Here is a 17396-nt window from a genome sequence, read left to right on the forward strand (position 1 = left end):
CATGAACCAGTCCGCCATTGCCCGCAGTTGGGTCGAGCACGCCAACGGGCATAGCGATTTCCCGCTGCAGAACCTGCCGCTGGGTATCTTCAGCCGTGGCAGCGACGAGCGTCGCTGCGGTGTGGCCATCGGTGACGCGATTCTGGACCTCGACGCGGTGCTGGCCGCCGGGCTGTTCGACGGCCAGGCCCGCAATGCGGTGCAGGCCACCCGCGGTGGTGCGCTGAACGCCTATTTCGCCCTGGGCCGTGAGGCCCGCGTGGCCCTGCGCGAGCGCCTGCTCGAACTGCTGGGTGCCGACAGCCCGCACCAGGCTGCGCTGAAGCCGGCCCTGTACCCGGCCGCCGAGTGCCAGTTGCACCTGCCGGCGCGCATCGGCGACTACACCGACTTCTATGTAGGCATCGAGCACGCCAAGAACGTCGGCAAGCTGTTCCGCCCCGACAACCCGCTGCTGCCCAACTACAAGTACGTGCCGATCGGCTACCACGGCCGTGCCTCGACCATTCGCCCGTCGGGCACCGATGTCCGTCGGCCCAACGGCCAGACCCTGCCCGCCGGGCAAACCGAGCCGAGCTTCGGCCCGTGCGCGCGGCTGGACTACGAACTGGAGCTGGGCATCTGGATCGGCCAGGGCAATGCCATGGGCGATGCCATCCCGGTAGCGCAGGCAGGCGAACACGTTGCCGGCTACTGCCTGCTCAACGACTGGTCGGCCCGCGACATCCAGGCCTGGGAATACCAGCCGCTGGGCCCGTTCCTGTCCAAGAGCTTCATCTCCACCGTGTCGCCCTGGGTGGTCACCGCCGAGGCGCTGGAGCCGTTCCGCTGTGCCCAGCCGGCACGCCCCGAAGGCGATCCGCAGCCGCTGGCGTACCTGCTCGACCCGCGTGACCAGGCGGGTGGCGCGTTCGACATCGAGCTGGAAGTGCTGCTGCTGACCGAGCGCATGCGCGAGCAGAACCTGCCGGCGCATCGCCTGACCCTGAGCAACACCCTGAGCATGTACTGGACCGTGGCGCAGATGGTTGCGCACCACAGTGTCAACGGCTGCCAGTTGCAGCCAGGCGACCTGTTCGGTTCGGGCACCCTGTCGGGCGCCAAGCCTGGCCAGTTCGGCAGCCTGCTGGAGATTACCGAGGGCGGCAAGGTGCCGATCGAACTGGCCAGTGGCGAGGTGCGCAGGTTCCTTGAAGACGGCGACGAGATCATCCTGCGCGCGCGCTGCAAGCGTGATGGCGTGGCGTCGATCGGTTTTGGCGAGTGCCGCGGCAAGATTCTGCCGGCACATTGAGAGGGTACGAGCATGGAACTGTATACCTACTACCGTTCTACCTCGTCGTACCGCGTGCGCATTGCGCTGGCGCTCAAGCAGCTGGATTACCAGTCGCTGCCGGTCAACCTGCTCAAGGGCGCGCAGCGCGAGGCCGAGTTCCTGGGGCTGAACCCCCAGGGGCGCATCCCGGCGCTGCGTATCGACTCGGGCGAGCTGCTGGTGCAGTCGCCGGCGATCATCGAGTACCTGGAGGAGGTTTATCCACAGCCTGCGCTGTTGCCGCAGTCGCCGGTGGCGCGGGCGCAGGCGCGCGCCGTGGCGGCGTTGATCGGTTGCGACATCCACCCGCTGCACAATGTCAGCGTGCTCAATCAGCTGCGTGAGCTGGGGCATGACGACACCCAGGTGAACGCCTGGATCGGCCACTGGATCTCCCAGGGGCTGGCGGCGGTGGAGCAGATGATCGGCGAGGCGGGGTTCTGTTTCGGCGATGAGCCGGGGCTGGCGGATGTGTACCTGATCCCGCAGGTGTATGCGGCCGAACGGTTCAATGTGGACCTGTCGGGCTGGCCACGGATTCGCCGGGTGGTGGCGCTGGCCGGTGAGCATGATGCGTTCGTGCAGGCGCACCCTTCGCGTCAGCCGGATGCCCCCTGATGGCCCATTCGCCGGCCAGGCCGGCTCCTGCAGGCGCTGCACGGCCCGTGTAGGAGCCGGCCTGGCCGGCGAAGCTTTCAGTGCACCGAAGGCGTCGGCGGCGGCAGGTGGCTCAGCCGCTCGGTCAGGCGCAACCGCTGGATCGGGTCATCCGTGAGCATCAGCGCATGCTCCAGGTCAAACCGCTCTGCCTGCGGGCAATCCAGCCGCTGATACAGTGTCGCCCGCGCCAGGTAATCGCTGGCGCTGGCCGAGCCCAGCAACAACACCCGCTCGGCATCCTTCAGCGCCGCAAGGTCATCATCATTGCTCGCATGCAACTGACGCAGGTTGCGCGACAGTCGTTGCAGCATCTGCTGTGCGCTGGCCGTCACCAGATGCTCGGCGCTCAACGGCAACTGCGGGCCGAACTGGCGGCTGAGCAACTCGCGACAATCGGCCGGGTACAACCGGCGCCCGCCGCAGGGGTCCAGCAGGTGATCGGCCCCCGGCACGCGCAACAGGAAATGCCCCGGAAAATTCACCCCCTCCAGTGGTATCGACAGCCCGCGGGCCAGCTCCAGCGTGAGGATCGCCAGTGCCAGTGGTTGTCCGCGACGACGTTGCAGCACCTTGTTCAGCAGCGCCGCCTGCGGGCGCAATGGGTGATATTCGTCCTGCTGGAAGCCCGCCGCGCTGAGCGCCCGCAGCAACGGCTGCGCCAGTTCGCTCACCGGCAGCATGGGCAGGCTCTGGCTGACCTGCTGCTGCACGAGCTGCAATTCGCCCAGCACCTGGGCCGGCTGCACGCTGGCATCGTGTTCGGCAGCGATCCACAGCGCCGCCTCGAACAGGGCGGCGGGGTTGCGTTCCAGGCAGGCCAGGCAGGCTTGGCGTGGGGTCATGGCAGTCTCCGCTCAAGCTTCTGTTGTAGCGCCGGCAGGGGCGTTCGTCCAGTGCCGCAACGTGTGCCTTCGCGCCGCCTATACTGGTGGGAGCACTGACTCACGAGGGCTGGGCAATGTTCGCTCTCATGCAAAGCACGCGCACCCACTCACTGCACCTGTGCGTCGACCCGGCCACGGGCCTCAAGGCGGTGATCGCCATTCACAACCAGCGGCTGGGCCCGGCCATGGGCGGTTGTCGCTATCTGCCTTACCCGGACGACGACACCGCAATGACCGATGCCATTCGCCTGGCCCAGGGCATGAGCTACAAGGCTGCCCTGGCGGGCCTGCCGCTGGGCGGTGGCAAGGCGGTGATCATCCGCAACCCCCATGTGGAAAACCGCGCCGCGCTGTTCGAGGCCTTCGGGCGCTTCGTCGACAGCCTGGAGGGGCGCTACATCACCGCGACCGATAGCGGCACCTCGACCCTGGACATGGACTGCATCGCCCAGAGCACCCGGCACGTCACCAGTACCACCACCGCCGGCGACCCTTCGCCGCATTCGGCCATGGGCGTGTTCGCCGGCATCCGCGCCACGGCGATGGCGCGCCTGGGCACCGACAACCTGGAAGGGTTGCGCGTGGCTGTGCAGGGGTTGGGGAATGTCGGGTTTGCCCTGGCCGAGCAGTTGCATGCGGCGGGGGCGGTACTGCTGGTCAGCGACCATGACCCGGGGCGGGTGCAACTGGCCATGGAGCAGTTGAATGCGCTGCCGGTGGCCAGCGAAGCGCTGGTCAGCACGCCTTGCGACATCTTTGCGCCGTGCGGGCTGGGCCCGGTGCTCAACAGCCAGAGCGTCATGCAGCTGCGCTGTGCCGCGGTGGCCGGCTCGGCGAACAACCAGCTGACCCACCTTCAGGTCGCCGACCAGCTCGAAACCCGCGGCATTCTGTATGCCCCGGACTACATCATCAATTCCGGCGGGCTGATCTACGTGGCGCTGACCCACCAGGGCCAGGACCTTGGCACCATCACTGCGCACCTGGCGCGCATTCCCACGCGGCTGACCGAGGTCTTCGCCCACGCCCAGGCCGAGAAGAGCTCGCCGGCCCGCGTGGCCCAGCAACTGGCCGAGAAGCTGGTGTACAACGCCTGATGCCTACTCGGCGGGCTGCTCGGCAAGCAGCTCGGACAACGCGTCGGGCTGGCTCTTGAAGGCCTTGGCGAACACATCGCGGTTCTTCGCCATGTAGATACCCGCTTCCTCGACCTGCTGTTCGCTCAGCGACGGCACGGCCTTCTGCAGCACCTCGGCGAGCAGTTCGGCCAGCTCGAGCATCTTGTCGTGACGGTCTGCTTCAGCTTTATCCATGAACAAGCGCTCCAGATCGCGGCTGCTGCGGTATACCACTTCGACGGCCATTCATCACCTCACATGCCTTTCGATAATTGATGTGTACGAGTACTGTGTTTTTATACAGGTAAAAGCATAAGGCAAACCACCACGTTTGGGTAGTGGCATTTTTATAGCTCAATTTGCTCGCAATGGTGGGGGGGGCGGGTGTCTTGCGGCAATCGGTCGCCTTCTCAAGCTGTGCCGCTGGCCTTTTTACTGCATGCAGGCAAAGCGTCACCTGGGTGGCGCATCCTCCCTTCGTCGTTTCCAAGGAATTCGCATCGTGAACATCAAATGGGCTGAAAAAGTGCGCAAGGGCCTGCATGGCTCGGCGGATTCGCTGGGCAACCTGTGCGTGGAGGCCTTTCATTACCTGGCACTGTTCGGCATCGGTGCCATCACCGCCTATGCGGCGGTGTCGGCATTCATCGAGATGATCGGCAAGGGTGGGGTGAGCGTCGATGACATCCTGCTGCTGTTCATCTACCTGGAGCTGGGGGCGATGGTGGGGATCTACTTCAAGACCAACCACATGCCCATCCGCTTCCTGCTGTACGTGGCGATCACCGCGCTTACGCGCCTGCTGATCGGCGACGTGTCGCACCACAAGGCCCCCGACGTGGGCCTGCTGTATGTGTGCGGCGGGATCCTGCTGCTGTCGTTCTCGATCCTGGTGGTGCGCTACGCCTCGTCGCGCTACCCCTCCACCAAGGCCATCGACGCCAGCGGCAAGGAAATCGAAGAGGCCAAGTAGCCTTGGCTCACGCCCCCGCGCGGCGCTCGCTGGCGGCGCGCAGGCCCGGGGTGCGTGCACCGTCGCGGGTCATGCTGGCCAGAATCTCCATGGCGCTGTGGCCCTGCTCGATGGCAATGCCAAAGCGCACGCTCTCGATCAGGCGCGCCAGGCGCTTGGGGTCATTGCGCTGGGCCGGGCTGATCAGGCGCTTGGCCACCACGCCCTGATCGTCGGACAGGGTCAGCATGATGCTGCCATCGAGCCGCTCGATACTCAGGTTGACCCGGTAGGTGTCGGCAAATGCAGCGTTGATCTGTTGGAAGGGGTTGATCATGGGGCTGTACCTGGCAAAGACATGTTCTGATTGACCGGGCCCTGGCCAGGTTGGTTCAGGTGGCGTTGCGGGGCAGGTGCCGAGTGGTCAATAAAAAAGGCGAGCCGTGGCTCGCCTTCTTTCATTGCCTTGGCTGTCAGGCCTGACGGGCCTGCAGGGCTTGCTCGTTCTCCAGGAATTCTTCCTGCAGCAGGGCATCGGCTGCCGGGGCGGTTGCGACCTTCTGGGTCACGCCACGTTTGCCGCGCAGTTTGCCGAACAGGTGCTCGAGGGAATGCTCGAGTTTGGTCGCGGCGCCTTCGATGGCCTGCTCCAGGCTATCGGCCTTGTGGCTGACGGAAATCGGTTGATGGCCTTTGGGGCGTGCCTCCATCTGGCAGCGCATGTCGTGGGGGCCTGGCTTGTCGCCGTTCTCATCGCGCAGGTGGACTTCGATGCGGGTGAGGTCTTCTTCGTAGCGTTCGAGCGTGCTTTCTACCGTAGTGCGTACCCACTCTTCGAGACGGGCACTGCTTTGGATATGGTTGTCGCTGTTGACTTGGATTTGCATAGTTCAATCCCTTATTCAGCTAGCTCGCAAGAGAACGATGCGGGCCATTGCGGCCTGTGGAAATCATCGCCTCTTGACTACAAGGTCAGGCAGTTGGCAGAACTTTTCAAGTGCTTGAAGAAGAAAAATATTTTGTGGCAATTAAACAGGTGAAAGGTTGTCTGGGGGTGTCCTGAGTCAATGCGCGGCCCCCCGGCAAGGTGCGCTCCTGTAGGAGCCGGCCTTGCCGGCGAAGCAGGCGCTACCGATCAGAAAGCAATCGATGTCTGCAGATAGACCGTCCGTGGCTCACCCACATACTTGCCCTTGTTGTTGTCGTCGAACGAGCGCGTGAAGTACTGGTGGTTGAAGATGTTCTTCACCCCCACCGCCACGTTCAGGTTCGACAGCTGCGGCCCGAAGTCATAGCCGGCGCGGCTGCTGAACAGCATGTAGCCCGGGATGCGCCCGGCCGCGCCGTCTGCGCTTTGGGCCGAGGTGTTGGCGTTGTCGGCGAACTGGTTGCTCTGGTAGGTGCTGTCCAGGTTCAGCTTCCACGGCCCATCGGTGTAACCCAGCCCCAGCGTGCCCTTGTGCCTGGAGGAGAACGGCACACGATTGCCCTTGTTCGGCCCATCTTCGCGGATGGTCGCGTCAACGAAGGCATAGCTGGCGTACACATCGAACCCGGCCAGCGCCGGCGTGAGGCCGTCCAGCGCGTACTTCACGCTCGTTTCCAGGCCCTGGTGGCGGGTTTCACCACGGGCGATCACGTCGTCGGTGGTCTGGTTGCTTTCGTACTGGTTGTCGAAATTGATCAGGAACAGCCCGGCCTCGGCCTGCAGGTTGCCGTTGTCGTAGCGCGTGCCCAGCTCCCAGGTGCGGGCCTTCTCGGGCTTCACTTCACCCTGATTCACGCGGTTGGGCATCTGGCTGTATTGCACGCTGCCGAACGAACCCTCGGTGTTGGCGTAGAGGTTCCAGCTGTCGCTCAGGTGGTACATCACGTTCAGCGCCGGCAAAGCGGTGTTGTAGTCGCCCTTGTATTCCAGGCCCTTGAGCTTGTTGCTCTGCTGCGACTTGATCATCTCGTAGCGGATACCCGGGGTGATGGTCCACTGGCCGATGTCGATGCGGTCATCCAGAAACAGCGCATGGGCATCGGTGCCGCCACGGGTGTCGCGGTCGTTGGGGCTGGAGGTGGTCGGCAACTGGCCGGCGCTGACGCTCTCCATGTAGCGCAGCTCGTGCCCGGCCTCGTTGATGTAGCGGTAGCCCAGGCCCACCTCGTGGTGGCTGTCGCCCAGCGCAAAGCCCTGGGTGAAACGGGTTTCGATGCCGCGCACCCAGTACTCGCGCGGCGACAGCGAGATCGACCTGTTCTGCACCAGGTAGCCACTGCGCAGGGTCTTGGTGAAGAAGCTGTTGACGCTGAACTGGCGCTCGCCTTCCTTGTAGTCGTAACCGGCGTTGAACATCGTGCGCCGGCCCCAGAACTTGTCCTGCAGGCGGGTCGACTGGTACGGGTCGGCGTCGTAGTCGGCCACGTTGAGGCCGCCGGGCATCTGCGCCTCGCCCTCGTAATACTGCGCCATGGCATGCAGGCTGTTGGCCTCGTCCAGTTGCAGCTTGCCCTTGAGGATCAGGTCGTCGATCTGCGTGTCGCTGTGCTCGCGCCAGTCGCCACCGCGGGTGCCCGAATACAGGATCGCGCCGCCCAGGCCGTTGTCGGCGGTGCCGCCGGCCAGCAGGTTGGCGCTGCTCTTGAAACCGTCGTGGCTGGAGGAGGGGCTGGTCTGGGTCTGCAGGCCGGCCTTCAGCGTGGGTTCGTCGGGGATCGCGCGGGTCACGAAGTTGACGATGCCGCCCACGTTCTGCGGCCCGTAGCGCACGGCGCCGCCGCCGCGTACCACGTCCACCGCGTCCATGTTGCCCAGGCTGATCGGCGCGAACGACAGCTGTGGCTGGCCATAGGGCGCAAACGGCACCGGAATGCCGTCCATCAGCACCGTTGAGCGCGAGGCCAGGCGCGGGTTGAGCCCGCGAATGCCGAAGTTCAGCGCCATGTCGTGGCTGCCGGTGCCGTTGTTTTCCGGCGCATTCACCCCGGGTATGCGGTTGAGCACTTCCCGTGCGCTGCTGGCGCCGGTGCGTTCGAACTCTTCACGGCGGATCACGTCCCGTGCGCCGGGGTGTTCGAACACGTTGTCCTGGGTGGCTTCACCCAGCCAGTCGCCGACCACGCTGGAGCTGCCCAGCTCCAGCGGCGCGCCGGCGGCCGGGGCCAGCGGTTGCAGGCTGTAGGCGTTGTCGCCTTCGGCGCGGGCCTGCAGGCCGGTGCCTTCAAGCAGCGCGGCCAGGCCCTGTGCAGTGGAATACTCGCCTTCCAGGCCACGGCTTTTCACGCCCTGGGTCACCTGCGAGCCGAACGAGATCAGCACGCCGCTTTCACGCCCGAACTGGTTCAGGGCGTCTTCCAGCGACATCGGGGCGATGTGGTAGGTGCGTGCCTGGGCGGCGTGCAGGGGCGCAACGGCGCCGAAGGTGAGGCTGGCGCCCAGCAGCAGGGCATGGGCGAGGGGGCTTAGGCGAAGCGGCATGCAAAGGGTCCTTGAGAAGGTCGGGGCAAAGGGTTCTGCCTTCTCTGTCACGCGAGATGAAAAAACGGCTCAAGGTTCTGAAAATAATCTCAGGCGCGGGCTTCTACCGTGACCCAGTAGCGGGTGAAGCGCCGCACGCGCACCGGCAGCGACACCTCCAGCAGGTCCAGGATGCGTTCGCTGTCGGCCAGCGGGTAGCTGCCCGACAGCAGCAGGTCGGCCACCGCCGGATCGCACGTGAGCTGGCCGCGACGGTAGCGGGCCAGATCGTCGATGAAGTCCCCCAGGCGCGTATGCGCAGCCACCAGCATGCCGTCGACCCAGGCGCCGGTGTTGGCATCCACCGCATCGGTGGCGCCCCAGCGTGGCCCGTCGAAACGCGCCTGCTTCCCGGCTTCAAGCGCATGCCCGGCAAGCATCGCCCGGCCCTGCAGCACCGCCACCTGGCTGTGGTCGGCCCACTGGCGCACGTTGAAGCGCCCGCTCGACAGCTGCAGCAGGCCGTTGCCGGTCACCACGCGCAGGGGGCGGGGGTCGTCGGCCACATTGAGCAGCAGTTCGCCTTCGAGCAGGTGGATCAGCCGCTGTTCGCGGTCCAGGCGCACGTCGGCGGCGCTGGCGGTGTTCAGGTGCAGGTGCGTGCCGTCGTCCAGGCGCATCTGGCGGCGCTGGCCCAGCGGGCTGCGGTAGTCGGCCAGCAGGGGCGGCAGCGGGTTGTGCTGCTGCAGGGCCAGCCCGCAGGCGCCGCCCACCCCGAGCAGCAACAGCGCCTTGAGCGCGCGCCGCCGGCTGGCCGAGCGTGGCGCCTGCAGGGCGGCGTGCGCCAGTGGCGAAGACAGCCCGCGCAGGCGCTGATTGACCCGCTGTATGTGTTCCCAGGCGCGGCGGTGTTCTTCGCTGGCCTGCAGCCAGCGCTCCATGGCCAGTTGCTGGCGGCTGTCGAGGGCACCGCCCTGCAGTTCGATCAGCCAGTGCACCGCCTGTTCTGCCACCTTTGGCGAGAATTCCTGGGCGTTCACAGGGCGAAGTAGCAGCGCATGGCCGCCTTGTTCAGATGGCGCTTCACGGTGGCCAGCGAAATGCCCAGCTCCCGGGCGATGTCGGCGTAGCCCAGGCCGTCGACCTGGGCCATCAGGAAGGCGCGCTTGACCACCACGGGCAGGCCGTCGAGCAGCCGGTCGAGTTCGATCAGGGTTTCCAGAATGATCGCGCGATGTTCTTCGCAAGGCGCCACCGCTTCGGGTAGCTGGGCCAGTGCCTGGTAGTAGGCGCGTTCCAGGTCCTGGCGGCGGTAGTGGTTGAACAGCACGCGCTTGGCCACCGTGGTGAGGAAGGCGCGAGGTTCGTTGAGCGTTGGTGTTTCGCGCGCCTGCAGCAGGCGCATGAAGGTGTCCTGGGCCAGGTCGGCGGCGCTGTGCGGGCAGCCCAGGCGCTGTCGCAGCCAGCCGGTGAGCCAGTTGTGATGGGCGCTGTAGAGGCCTTCGAGCGAAGCAGGGGCGGGCTGGGCACTGGGCACCGTGACAACTCCGGCGCCGGGGGATGCGCAAAAGAATAAGAATTGTTCGCATTGTAGGATTTGACGCCACAGGCTTCAAGTCACCCGCTGCAAGCGGCCATACCACCGATCTGCTTCTTCATGGCCGGTTGAAGCGGTGTCTTTGCATCTGCGAATATTAATCATTAATATTACGCCCCTCCTCACACTGGACCCGCTGTCATGAAAAGCAAAGCCGCCGGGCTGCCCTTCAGTTATCGCCTGGCCGTGACCTCGCGCAGCCTCGCGGCGCTGCTCGGCGGTTACCTGCTGGCGGCCATGGCCAGCGTGTGCATCACCTTGTTGCTGCCCATGCCCAAGGCCGACGCGGTCGTCACCGGCATGATGCTGTCGTTTCTGTTCTACCTGGTGGCGATCCTCTGGTGCTTCGCCTGTCGCAGCGCCTGGCATGCCTGGCTCGGGGTGCTGCTGCCCGGCGCCGCGCTGGCCGCCATCAACGGCCTGGCCTACTGGATGCAAACCCCATGAAAGAAGGCTTTCGCCAGGCCATGGCCTGGCTGCACACCTGGGCCGGGCTGATCTTCGGCTGGCTGCTGTTCGCGATCTTCCTCACCGGCACGCTGTCGTACTTCAAGAGCGAAATCAGCCACTGGACCCAGCCGGAGATCCCGTACCGCACCCTCGACACCACCGCCAGCCTGAGCCTGGCGCAGCGCTACCTGCAAACCAACGCCGCCGATGCCGGCAGTTGGTTCATCCAGTTGCCCGAAGCGCGCGACCCGACCCTGCGCGTGGGCTGGCGTGCACCCGGCGCTGGCCGGCGCGATTTCAACGAAAAGATCCTCGACCCCGCCACCGGCAATCAACTGCACCCGCGCGACAGCAGCGGCGGCGAGTTCTTCTACCGCTTCCACTTCCAGTTGCAGATGCCCTACCCGTGGGGCCGCTGGCTGTCGACCTTCTGCGCGCTGATGATGCTGGTGGGGCTGGTCACCGGCATCATCACCCACAAGAAGATCTTCAAGGAGTTCTTCACCTTCCGCCCCGGCAAGGGCCAGCGTTCCTGGCTCGACGGCCACAACGCGATCGGCGTGCTGGTGCTGCCGTTCCACCTGATGATCAGCTACAGCAGCCTGGTGATCTTCATGGCCATGGTGATGCCGGCCAGCATCAGCACGATGTATGGCGACAACCTCCAGGCCTATTACAACGAGCTGTTTTCGCGCGACGAGCCGGTCAAGCCGGCGGGCACCCCGGCACCGCTGGTGCCGCTGGCGCAGCTGTATGCCCAGGCGCGCCAGCAGGCGCCCGGCAGCGAGATCAGCTGGGTCGAGGTGCAGAACCCCGGTGACCTCAACGCACGTGTGCGCCTGGTGCGTGCCAGCAACGAGGGCATCGCCCAGAACCGCGGCGCCGGCTGGCTGTTCGACGGCGTGCAGGGTACCCCGCTCAAGGCCCCGGGCGAGCAGAGCACACCGTTGGTGATTGCCGCCGGCATGTACGGCCTGCACATGGGCCACTTCGCCGGCCCGACGCTGCGCTGGCTGTACTTCGTGTTCGGCCTGGCCGGCACTGCCGTGATCGGCACGGGGCTGGTGATGTGGCTGGGCAAGCGCCAGCTCAAGCACGCCAAGAGCGGCACCCAGCCCTTCGAGCTGCGTCTGGTCGAGGTGCTCAACATCGCCAGCATGAGCGGGCTGATCCTCGCCGTGGCGGCGTTCTTCTGGGCCAACCGCCTGTTGCCGGTGGCCCTTGAAGGACGTGCCGATCTTGAGGTCGACAGCTTCTTTGCCGTCTGGGGCCTGGCCCTGCTGCACGCACTGTTGCGCCCCGGGCGCCGCGCCTGGGGCGAGCAACTGCTGCTGGGCGCGGTACTGTTCGCCGCCTTGCCGGTGCTCAACGCCCTGACCACCGGCACCGGCCTGCTGCCTGCGATCGCCCAGGGCGACTGGATGATTGCCGGGTTCGACCTCACGGCGCTGGGCTGTGGCCTGCTGCTGGCCTGGATGGCGCGCAAGATGCTTCGCCCGCAGGTGTTGGCGCCCAAGCGCGCGGCACGCACGCCCAGGGCCGCACCGCTGATCGAAAGCGAGGTGCAGTGATGCTGGCCATCGCATTGTTCGGTTTTGCCGCAGTAGCGGCGTTGTGCCTGGCCATGGAGCGCCATTACACCGACCTGCTGGGGCACAAGCCCACGCCCCGCCGCCTGCGTGGTCTGCGCATGGGCGGCTGGTTGCTGATCGCCGTGGCACTGGGGCTGGCGGTGCGTCACAGCGGCTGGGCCATGGGCCTGGTGGAGCTGAGCGCGGTAGTGATGGGCGGCTTGTGCGCGTGGGTGTTCGTCCTTCCCTACGCCCCGCGCCTGCTGCTGGGCCTGGCCGCGGCCAGCCTGGTGCTGGCGCCGCTGGCACTGCTGGCGCCGTACTGAAACGATGAGCGAGCCGCTCGACAGCCACGACGACGCCCCGGGCCGCGCACGTTTCGTGCAGGTGTTCGTGGCCCAGCGTGCGCGCATGGAGCGCCTGGTCAGCCGCCGCGTGGGCTGTCGGGCCACCGCCGCCGACCTGGTGCAGGAACTGTTCCTGCGCTTCTGGCGTCGCCCGCAGGTCGAGGTCGAGGCGCTGGACACCTACCTGCTGCGCTGCGCCGGCAATATCGCCATCGATCACCTGCGCAGCCAAGGCGCCCGCGAGCGGGTCAACGACAGCCTGCTGGCGCCGCATCAAGACAACCATGCCAGCGAGCCCGAGGCCGCGCTGGAGGCCGACAGCGACCTGCGTCGGATCGAGGCTGCCCTGCGCGAGCTGCCCGAGCGCACCCGCCAGATCTTCCTGCTCAACCGTATCCACGGCCGCACCTATGCCGACATTGCGCGGGCCATGGGCCTGTCCCAAAGCGCCGTGGAAAAACATATGATGCGTGCCCTCGAGGCCTGCAAGGCGAGTATCGCCGCCGAGCCTGCCGTGCCCCGCAAGCCAGGGAATGCCCCGCGATGAACGCTCCAGCCCCACCTACCGCCGAACAGCAGCAGGCCGCGCTTGCCTGGCTCGGCCAGATCAACCAGCAGCCCGCGCGTGCCGAGGGCGCCGCGTTCAAGCGCTGGTTGCTGGCCGACCCTGCGCACCCGCAGGCCTGGCGCCAGGCCCAGGCGCTGTGGCAGCAGACCGCCGCGCCTGCAGCACGCCTGGCCGCCGAAGACGCCCCGGCACTGGAGGCCTACCTGCGCGCGATGGACCGGCCTCGGCGCCGTTGGCCGGCCCGTGTGGCCGGGTTGGCACTGGCTGCCAGCGTGGTGCTGGGCGTGGCGATGGGGGCGGGCTGGCACCCGGCCAACTGGGTCGATGACCTGGGCGCCGATTACGTGGCCGCGGTGGGCGAGCTCAAGGCCGTGACCCTGGCCGACCAGTCACACCTGCTGCTGGATGCCGACAGCGCCATCGACGTGGACTTCAGCGGTGGGCAGCGTCGGGTGCAGGTGCGGCGCGGCGCGGTGTTCTTCGAGGTCACGCATACCGGTGCGCCGTTCACCGTGCAGGCCGATGGCGGCGAGGTGCGGGTGATGGGTACCCGGTTCGAGGTGCGTCGCCAGCCCCAGGGCACCACCGTTACCGTGCTATCGGGCAAGGTCGGGGTCACGCCGGCGCCGGGGCAGTCGCAGCAGGTGCTCACGGCCGGCCAGCAGGTGGAGTACGCCCAGGGCCTGGCCGGTGCAGTGCAGGGCGTGGACAGCGAGAACCGCCTGGCCTGGCGCCAGGGCTGGCTCAACTACTACCAGGCGCCGCTGGCGCAGGTAGTCGACGACCTGGCCCGGCATTACCCCGGGCGCATCGTGCTGCTGGACGACGCCCTGGCGGCGCGCAAGGTCAGCGGCAGCTTCCCCGCCGCCGACCCGCTGGCGGCGCTGGACGCCCTGGGGGCGGTGACCGGCTTCCAGCGCAAGACCCTGCTCGGGCGGGTCACGCTGCTGCGCTGAAAAATATTTTCACGGCCCGGTGAGGTAAGTACGTGCGGCAACCGTGTAGTGATTGAAAGTGCGATTCATTCGCATGAAACAGGTTCACTCACAGGTCGACGGCATGAAGTTCAGGGCAAAATCATCGTTGGTGCGTTGCGTTTCAATCGGGCTTGGGGCGGCAGCGTGGCTGCCGCTGGGGGCGGGCGTGAGCCAGGCGGTGGCGGCGCAGCAGGTCGAGCAGGTGTACCGCTTTGCCCAGCCCAGCAAACCCTTGCCCCAGGCGCTCAACGACTTCAGCCGGGTGACCGGGTTGAGCGTGGTCTACACCGTCGAGCTGCCCGGCCTTGCCGCGCCGGCCCTGACGGGCACGTTCAGTGCCGAGCAGGCCCTGCAGCGCCTGCTGGGCAACAGCGGCTTCACCTACCGCCGCGTGAATGCGCGCACCCTCACCGTCGAACCGCTGGCCCAGGCCGGTGCACTCAACCTCGAGCCCACCACGGTCTCGTCCCAGCAGGACAGCGTCGGCAGCTACCAGCCGCCGGCCACCAGCGCGATCATGCGCAGCCAGGTGCCGAACCTGGAGATCCCCCAGGCCATCAACGTGGTGCCGGCCCAGGTGCTCGCCGACCAGGCGCCGCGCAACCTCGACGATGCGCTGAGCAACGTCAGCGGCATCACCCAGGGCAACAACTTCGGCGCCACCGCCGACACCGTGATGAAGCGCGGCTTCGGCGACAACCGCGACGGCTCGATCATGCGTGACGGCATGCCGCTGGTGCAGGGGCGCAGCCTCAATGCCAGCACCGAGCGGGTCGAAGTGCTCAAGGGCCCGGCCTCGCTGCTGTACGGCATCCAGGACCCGGGCGGGGTGATCAACGTGGTCAGCAAGCGCCCGCAACTGCAGCGCTACAACGCCCTGAACCTGCGCGGTTCCAGCTATGGCAGCGGCAAGAACGGCAGCGGTGGCGGGCTCGACAGTACCGGCGCGCTGGGCGACAGCAACTTCGCCTACCGCCTGGTGCTCGACCACGAGGACGAAGACTACTGGCGCAACTTCGGCACCCACCGCGAGACGCTGGTGGCGCCGTCGCTGGCCTGGTTCGGTGAAGACACCCAGGTGCAGCTGGCCTATGAGCACCGCGAGTTCCTGTATCCGTTCGACCGCGGCACGGCCATCGACCCGCGCACCAACCACCCGCTGAACATCCCCAGCACACGTCGGCTGGACGAGCCCTTCAACAACATGGAAGGGCGCTCGGACCTGTACCGCCTGGAGGTCGACCATCAGCTTGCCGATGACTGGAAACTCCACTTCGGCTACAGCTTCAACCGCGAAACCTACGATGCCAGCCAGGTGCGCGTCACCGCGGTTGACCCTGCCAAGGGCACCCTCACGCGCAACCTGGACGGCACCCGTGGCGCCCTGAGCAGCGACCGCTTCGCCACCGTCAGCCTGGACGGCAAGCTGCAACTGGCAGGCATGCAGCACGACGTGCTGGTGGGGGTGGATGACGAGTACCGCAAGGTGTTTCGTGCCGACCTGATTCGCGGCGCCCGCAACACCTTCGATTACCTGGACCCGGTGTACGGCCAGGTCCAGCCCGGCACCGCCGTGCGCGACAGCGACAGCGACCAGACCGACAAGCTGCGTAGCAACGCGTTGTTCTTCCAGGACTCGATCCACCTCGACGAGCACTGGATTCTGGTGGCCGGTGCGCGCTATCAGCAGTTCGACCAGTACGCCGGTCGCGGCCGGCCGTTCAAGGCCAACACCGACAACAGCGGCCAGGCCTGGGTGCCGCGTGCGGGGCTGGTGTACAAGGTCGACGACACGCTGTCGTTCTATGGCAGCTACACCGAGTCGTTCAAGCCCAACTCCAGCATCGCGCCGATGACCGGTGGCCTGGTGCTGGATTCCTCGATTGCCCCCGAAGAGGGCAAGTCGTGGGAGCTGGGGGCCAAGCTCGACCTGCCGGGGGCGATCACCGGCAGCGTGGCGTTGTTCGACATCACCAAGCAGAACGTGCTGGTGGCCAATTTCGACACGGCCACCGGCGACACCCTGTACAGCAGCGCCGGCGAAGTGAAGTCGCGCGGCCTGGAGATGGACCTCACCGGGCAGGTGAGCGAGCGCTGGAGCCTGATCGGCAGCTATGCCTTCACCGACGCCCAAGTGTCCCAGGACCCCAAGCTCAAGGGCAACCGCCTGCAGAACGTGGCGCGGCATACCGGGTCGTTGTCGGCGGTGTATGACGTGGGCAGCCTGTTCGGTGGTGATCGCCTGCGGGTCGGCGCCGGGGCGCGCTATGTGGGCGAGCGGGCCGGCAACGCGGAGAACGATTTCGACCTGCCGGCGTACACCGTGGCGGATGCGTTCGCCAGTTATGAAACCCGGCTGGATGAGCACAAGGTGCGCTTTCAGATGAACGTGAAGAACCTGTTCGACAAGACCTACTACAGCTCGGCGGTAAACCGTTACTTCGTGGCCGTGGGGGATTCGCGGCAGGTGAGCCTGTCGAGCACCCTGGAGTTCTGAGGGACTCTTCGCCGGCAAGGCCGGCTCCTACAAGGGCATCGCAAACTCTGTAGGAGCCGGCCTTGCCGGCGAATCTCAGCGGCGCATGGCCAACCGATAATCCCCCGGCGTGGCCCCCACCACCTGCCTGAAGCGATTGCTGAAATGGCTGGCACTGGCAAACCCGCACGCCAATGCCACCTCGCCCAACGCCCCGTCGCCACAGCGCAGCAGCTGGCGTGCCCGGGCCAGGCGCCGCGCCAGCAGGTACTGGTGCGGCGGCAGGCCGAAGCTTGCGCGGAACATCCGTGCAAAGTGGTAGTGCGACAGGTTGCACAGCAACGCCAGCTCACCCAGGCTGATCGCCTGCTCCAGGTGCGCCTCGATGTAGTCGGCCAGGTGCCGGCGCTGATGCGTCGCCAACCCGCCCTTCAGGCGCAGCCCCCGACGCAGCCCCACCTGGTTGAGCACCGCATGGTCGAGAATCTCGTGGGCCAGGCTGCTGGTCAGCAGGCGCTCGCCGGGCTCGTCCCAGTTCAGCTCGATCAGCCGGCCAAAGCGCAGCGCCTGCTCCGGGTCGTCGATGAAGGTCGCTTCGTGCAGTTGCACCTCGCGCGGTTCGCGGTCCAGCAGGCGGGTGCAGGCCAGGGCGAACTGCGCCTGGCTGATGTACAGGTGCGCCAGGCGGATGCTGCCATTGATCACCCAGTTCGAGGCGTGCTCGGCCGGCAGGATGCACAGCTTGCCGGGCCCGCCCTTGGCGGCGGGGCGATCCCGGCGAAAGGTGCCGGTGCCGCCGGCGATATAGCACGACAGCGTGTGGTGGCTGGGCGCTTCGTAATCGCGGGCGTCGTGGCGGTTGTTCCACAGGGCTGCGACCAGCTCGTCGCCGAGCTGCGCACTGTGTTCCAGGCGGGCATTGGGCGAGGCGTGCATGGCTTGAAAGACTTGCAACTGGTCCAGCGGCGTCATGGGGTCTACCTCTGTCGGCCATCCTACTCGCGGCCACCGGGCCTGACAGCCCCGCCCAGCAAAA

18 protein-coding genes are annotated in these 17396 nt (G+C 66.6%); 10 read left to right on the plus strand and 8 right to left on the minus strand.

The window, feature by feature from the left end; genetic code table 11:
• Position 1 precedes the first annotated feature (1 nt).
• Positions 2-1294 (plus strand): fumarylacetoacetase, encoded by a 1293-nt coding sequence (fahA, locus tag V9K84_RS26645; protein WP_043860417.1) that lies wholly within the window; start codon positions 2-4, stop codon positions 1292-1294.
• A gap of 12 nt (positions 1295-1306) precedes the next feature.
• Positions 1307-1933, plus strand: a complete 627-nt coding sequence (gene maiA, locus V9K84_RS26650; protein ID WP_088515561.1) for a maleylacetoacetate isomerase — start codon at positions 1307-1309, stop codon at positions 1931-1933.
• Between the two features lie 77 nt (positions 1934-2010).
• Here the strand turns inward: maiA and V9K84_RS26655 are convergent, their stop codons facing one another.
• Positions 2011-2817, minus strand: a complete 807-nt coding sequence (locus V9K84_RS26655; protein WP_043860415.1) for a tetratricopeptide repeat protein — start codon at positions 2815-2817, stop codon at positions 2011-2013.
• Positions 2818-2933: 116 nt separating this feature from the next.
• Here V9K84_RS26655 and V9K84_RS26660 point away from each other — a divergent pair, with 116 nt between their 5' ends.
• Positions 2934-3956 carry a Glu/Leu/Phe/Val dehydrogenase dimerization domain-containing protein gene (locus tag V9K84_RS26660; protein WP_054914877.1) on the plus strand — a complete coding sequence of 341 codons (1023 nt, stop codon included), beginning with the start codon at positions 2934-2936 and terminating at the stop codon, positions 3954-3956.
• Between the two features lie 3 nt (positions 3957-3959).
• On the opposite strand, the gene V9K84_RS26665 is transcribed toward V9K84_RS26660, so the two are convergent.
• Positions 3960-4223 carry a YebG family protein gene (locus V9K84_RS26665; protein WP_043860413.1) on the minus strand — a complete coding sequence of 88 codons (264 nt, stop codon included), beginning with the start codon at positions 4221-4223 and terminating at the stop codon, positions 3960-3962.
• A gap of 256 nt (positions 4224-4479) precedes the next feature.
• On the opposite strand from V9K84_RS26665, the gene V9K84_RS26670 reads away from it, so the two are divergent.
• Entirely contained in the window at positions 4480-4950 is a 471-nt protein-coding gene (locus V9K84_RS26670; protein ID WP_043860412.1) for a phosphate-starvation-inducible PsiE family protein, read from the plus strand.
• Between the two features lie 7 nt (positions 4951-4957).
• Here the strand turns inward: V9K84_RS26670 and V9K84_RS26675 are convergent, their stop codons facing one another.
• The 5 genes from V9K84_RS26675 to V9K84_RS26695 all read right to left on the minus strand — a co-directional run bounded on the left by V9K84_RS26675 (position 4958) and on the right by V9K84_RS26695 (position 9911).
• The gene (locus tag V9K84_RS26675) at positions 4958-5266 is read right to left on the minus strand and encodes a DUF3509 domain-containing protein (RefSeq protein ID WP_043860411.1); all 309 of its coding nucleotides are present in this window, start codon (positions 5264-5266) and stop codon (positions 4958-4960) included.
• 136 nt (positions 5267-5402) lie between these two features.
• Positions 5403-5816, minus strand: a complete 414-nt coding sequence (locus tag V9K84_RS26680; protein ID WP_043860410.1) for an HPF/RaiA family ribosome-associated protein — start codon at positions 5814-5816, stop codon at positions 5403-5405.
• A gap of 248 nt (positions 5817-6064) precedes the next feature.
• Positions 6065-8395, minus strand: coding sequence for a TonB-dependent Fe(3+) dicitrate receptor FecA (gene fecA, locus V9K84_RS26685; RefSeq protein ID WP_088515560.1), 2331 nt, complete (start codon positions 8393-8395; stop codon positions 6065-6067).
• Between the two features lie 89 nt (positions 8396-8484).
• Positions 8485-9414, minus strand: coding sequence for a FecR family protein (locus tag V9K84_RS26690; protein ID WP_088515559.1), 930 nt, complete (start codon positions 9412-9414; stop codon positions 8485-8487).
• Positions 9411-9911, minus strand: a complete 501-nt coding sequence (locus V9K84_RS26695) for a sigma-70 family RNA polymerase sigma factor (RefSeq protein WP_088515558.1) — start codon at positions 9909-9911, stop codon at positions 9411-9413. Before V9K84_RS26695 ends, V9K84_RS26690 begins: the two co-directional genes overlap by 4 nt.
• Positions 9912-10112: 201 nt before the next feature.
• On the opposite strand from V9K84_RS26695, the gene V9K84_RS26700 reads away from it, so the two are divergent.
• The 6 genes from V9K84_RS26700 to V9K84_RS26725 all read left to right on the plus strand — a co-directional run bounded on the left by V9K84_RS26700 (position 10113) and on the right by V9K84_RS26725 (position 16381).
• On the plus strand, positions 10113-10418 hold the full coding sequence (locus tag V9K84_RS26700; RefSeq protein ID WP_043859706.1) for a DUF3649 domain-containing protein: 306 nt from the start codon (positions 10113-10115) through the stop codon (positions 10416-10418).
• A complete protein-coding gene (locus tag V9K84_RS26705; protein ID WP_088515557.1) occupies positions 10415-11992 on the plus strand; it encodes a PepSY-associated TM helix domain-containing protein in 1578 nt (525 codons plus the stop codon). Before V9K84_RS26700 ends, V9K84_RS26705 begins: the two co-directional genes overlap by 4 nt.
• A complete protein-coding gene (locus V9K84_RS26710; RefSeq protein WP_043859708.1) occupies positions 11992-12318 on the plus strand; it encodes a DUF3325 domain-containing protein in 327 nt (108 codons plus the stop codon). The genes V9K84_RS26705 and V9K84_RS26710 overlap by 1 nt, the downstream gene beginning before the upstream one ends.
• Before the next feature lie 4 nt (positions 12319-12322).
• Positions 12323-12886, plus strand: a complete 564-nt coding sequence (locus V9K84_RS26715) for an RNA polymerase sigma factor (protein WP_088515556.1) — start codon at positions 12323-12325, stop codon at positions 12884-12886.
• Positions 12883-13863, plus strand: a complete 981-nt coding sequence (locus tag V9K84_RS26720) for a FecR domain-containing protein (RefSeq protein ID WP_088515555.1) — start codon at positions 12883-12885, stop codon at positions 13861-13863. Before V9K84_RS26715 ends, V9K84_RS26720 begins: the two co-directional genes overlap by 4 nt.
• Before the next feature lie 103 nt (positions 13864-13966).
• Positions 13967-16381: a TonB-dependent receptor gene (locus V9K84_RS26725; RefSeq protein WP_088515591.1), complete on the plus strand. Its 2415-nt coding sequence runs from the start codon at positions 13967-13969 to the stop codon at positions 16379-16381.
• A gap of 75 nt (positions 16382-16456) precedes the next feature.
• On the opposite strand, the gene V9K84_RS26730 is transcribed toward V9K84_RS26725, so the two are convergent.
• Complete coding sequence (locus V9K84_RS26730) at positions 16457-17332, minus strand: AraC family transcriptional regulator (RefSeq protein ID WP_043859711.1); 876 nt, start codon at positions 17330-17332, stop codon at positions 16457-16459.
• Between the last annotated feature and the right edge of the window lie 64 nt (positions 17333-17396).

It is taken from the genome of Pseudomonas sp. AE27, from assembly GCF_037113495.1.
Taxonomy (GTDB): Bacteria; Pseudomonadota; Gammaproteobacteria; order Pseudomonadales; family Pseudomonadaceae; genus Aquipseudomonas; species Aquipseudomonas palmensis.

Coding starts and splice junctions, on each gene's coding strand:
- fahA (WP_043860417.1), top strand. CDS start 2: ATGAACCAGTCCGCCATTGCCCGCAGTTGGGTCGAGCACGCCAACGGG.
- maiA (WP_088515561.1), top strand. CDS start 1,307: ATGGAACTGTATACCTACTACCGTTCTACCTCGTCGTACCGCGTGCGC.
- V9K84_RS26655 (WP_043860415.1), bottom strand. CDS start 2,817: ATGACCCCACGCCAAGCCTGCCTGGCCTGCCTGGAACGCAACCCCGCC.
- V9K84_RS26660 (WP_054914877.1), top strand. CDS start 2,934: ATGTTCGCTCTCATGCAAAGCACGCGCACCCACTCACTGCACCTGTGC.
- V9K84_RS26665 (WP_043860413.1), bottom strand. CDS start 4,223: ATGGCCGTCGAAGTGGTATACCGCAGCAGCCGCGATCTGGAGCGCTTG.
- V9K84_RS26675 (WP_043860411.1), bottom strand. CDS start 5,266: ATGATCAACCCCTTCCAACAGATCAACGCTGCATTTGCCGACACCTAC.
- V9K84_RS26680 (WP_043860410.1), bottom strand. CDS start 5,816: ATGCAAATCCAAGTCAACAGCGACAACCATATCCAAAGCAGTGCCCGT.
- fecA (WP_088515560.1), bottom strand. CDS start 8,395: ATGCCGCTTCGCCTAAGCCCCCTCGCCCATGCCCTGCTGCTGGGCGCC.
- V9K84_RS26700 (WP_043859706.1), top strand. CDS start 10,113: ATGAAAAGCAAAGCCGCCGGGCTGCCCTTCAGTTATCGCCTGGCCGTG.
- V9K84_RS26705 (WP_088515557.1), top strand. CDS start 10,415: ATGAAAGAAGGCTTTCGCCAGGCCATGGCCTGGCTGCACACCTGGGCC.
- V9K84_RS26710 (WP_043859708.1), top strand. CDS start 11,992: ATGCTGGCCATCGCATTGTTCGGTTTTGCCGCAGTAGCGGCGTTGTGC.
- V9K84_RS26715 (WP_088515556.1), top strand. CDS start 12,323: ATGAGCGAGCCGCTCGACAGCCACGACGACGCCCCGGGCCGCGCACGT.
- V9K84_RS26720 (WP_088515555.1), top strand. CDS start 12,883: ATGAACGCTCCAGCCCCACCTACCGCCGAACAGCAGCAGGCCGCGCTT.
- V9K84_RS26725 (WP_088515591.1), top strand. CDS start 13,967: ATGAAGTTCAGGGCAAAATCATCGTTGGTGCGTTGCGTTTCAATCGGG.
- V9K84_RS26730 (WP_043859711.1), bottom strand. CDS start 17,332: ATGACGCCGCTGGACCAGTTGCAAGTCTTTCAAGCCATGCACGCCTCG.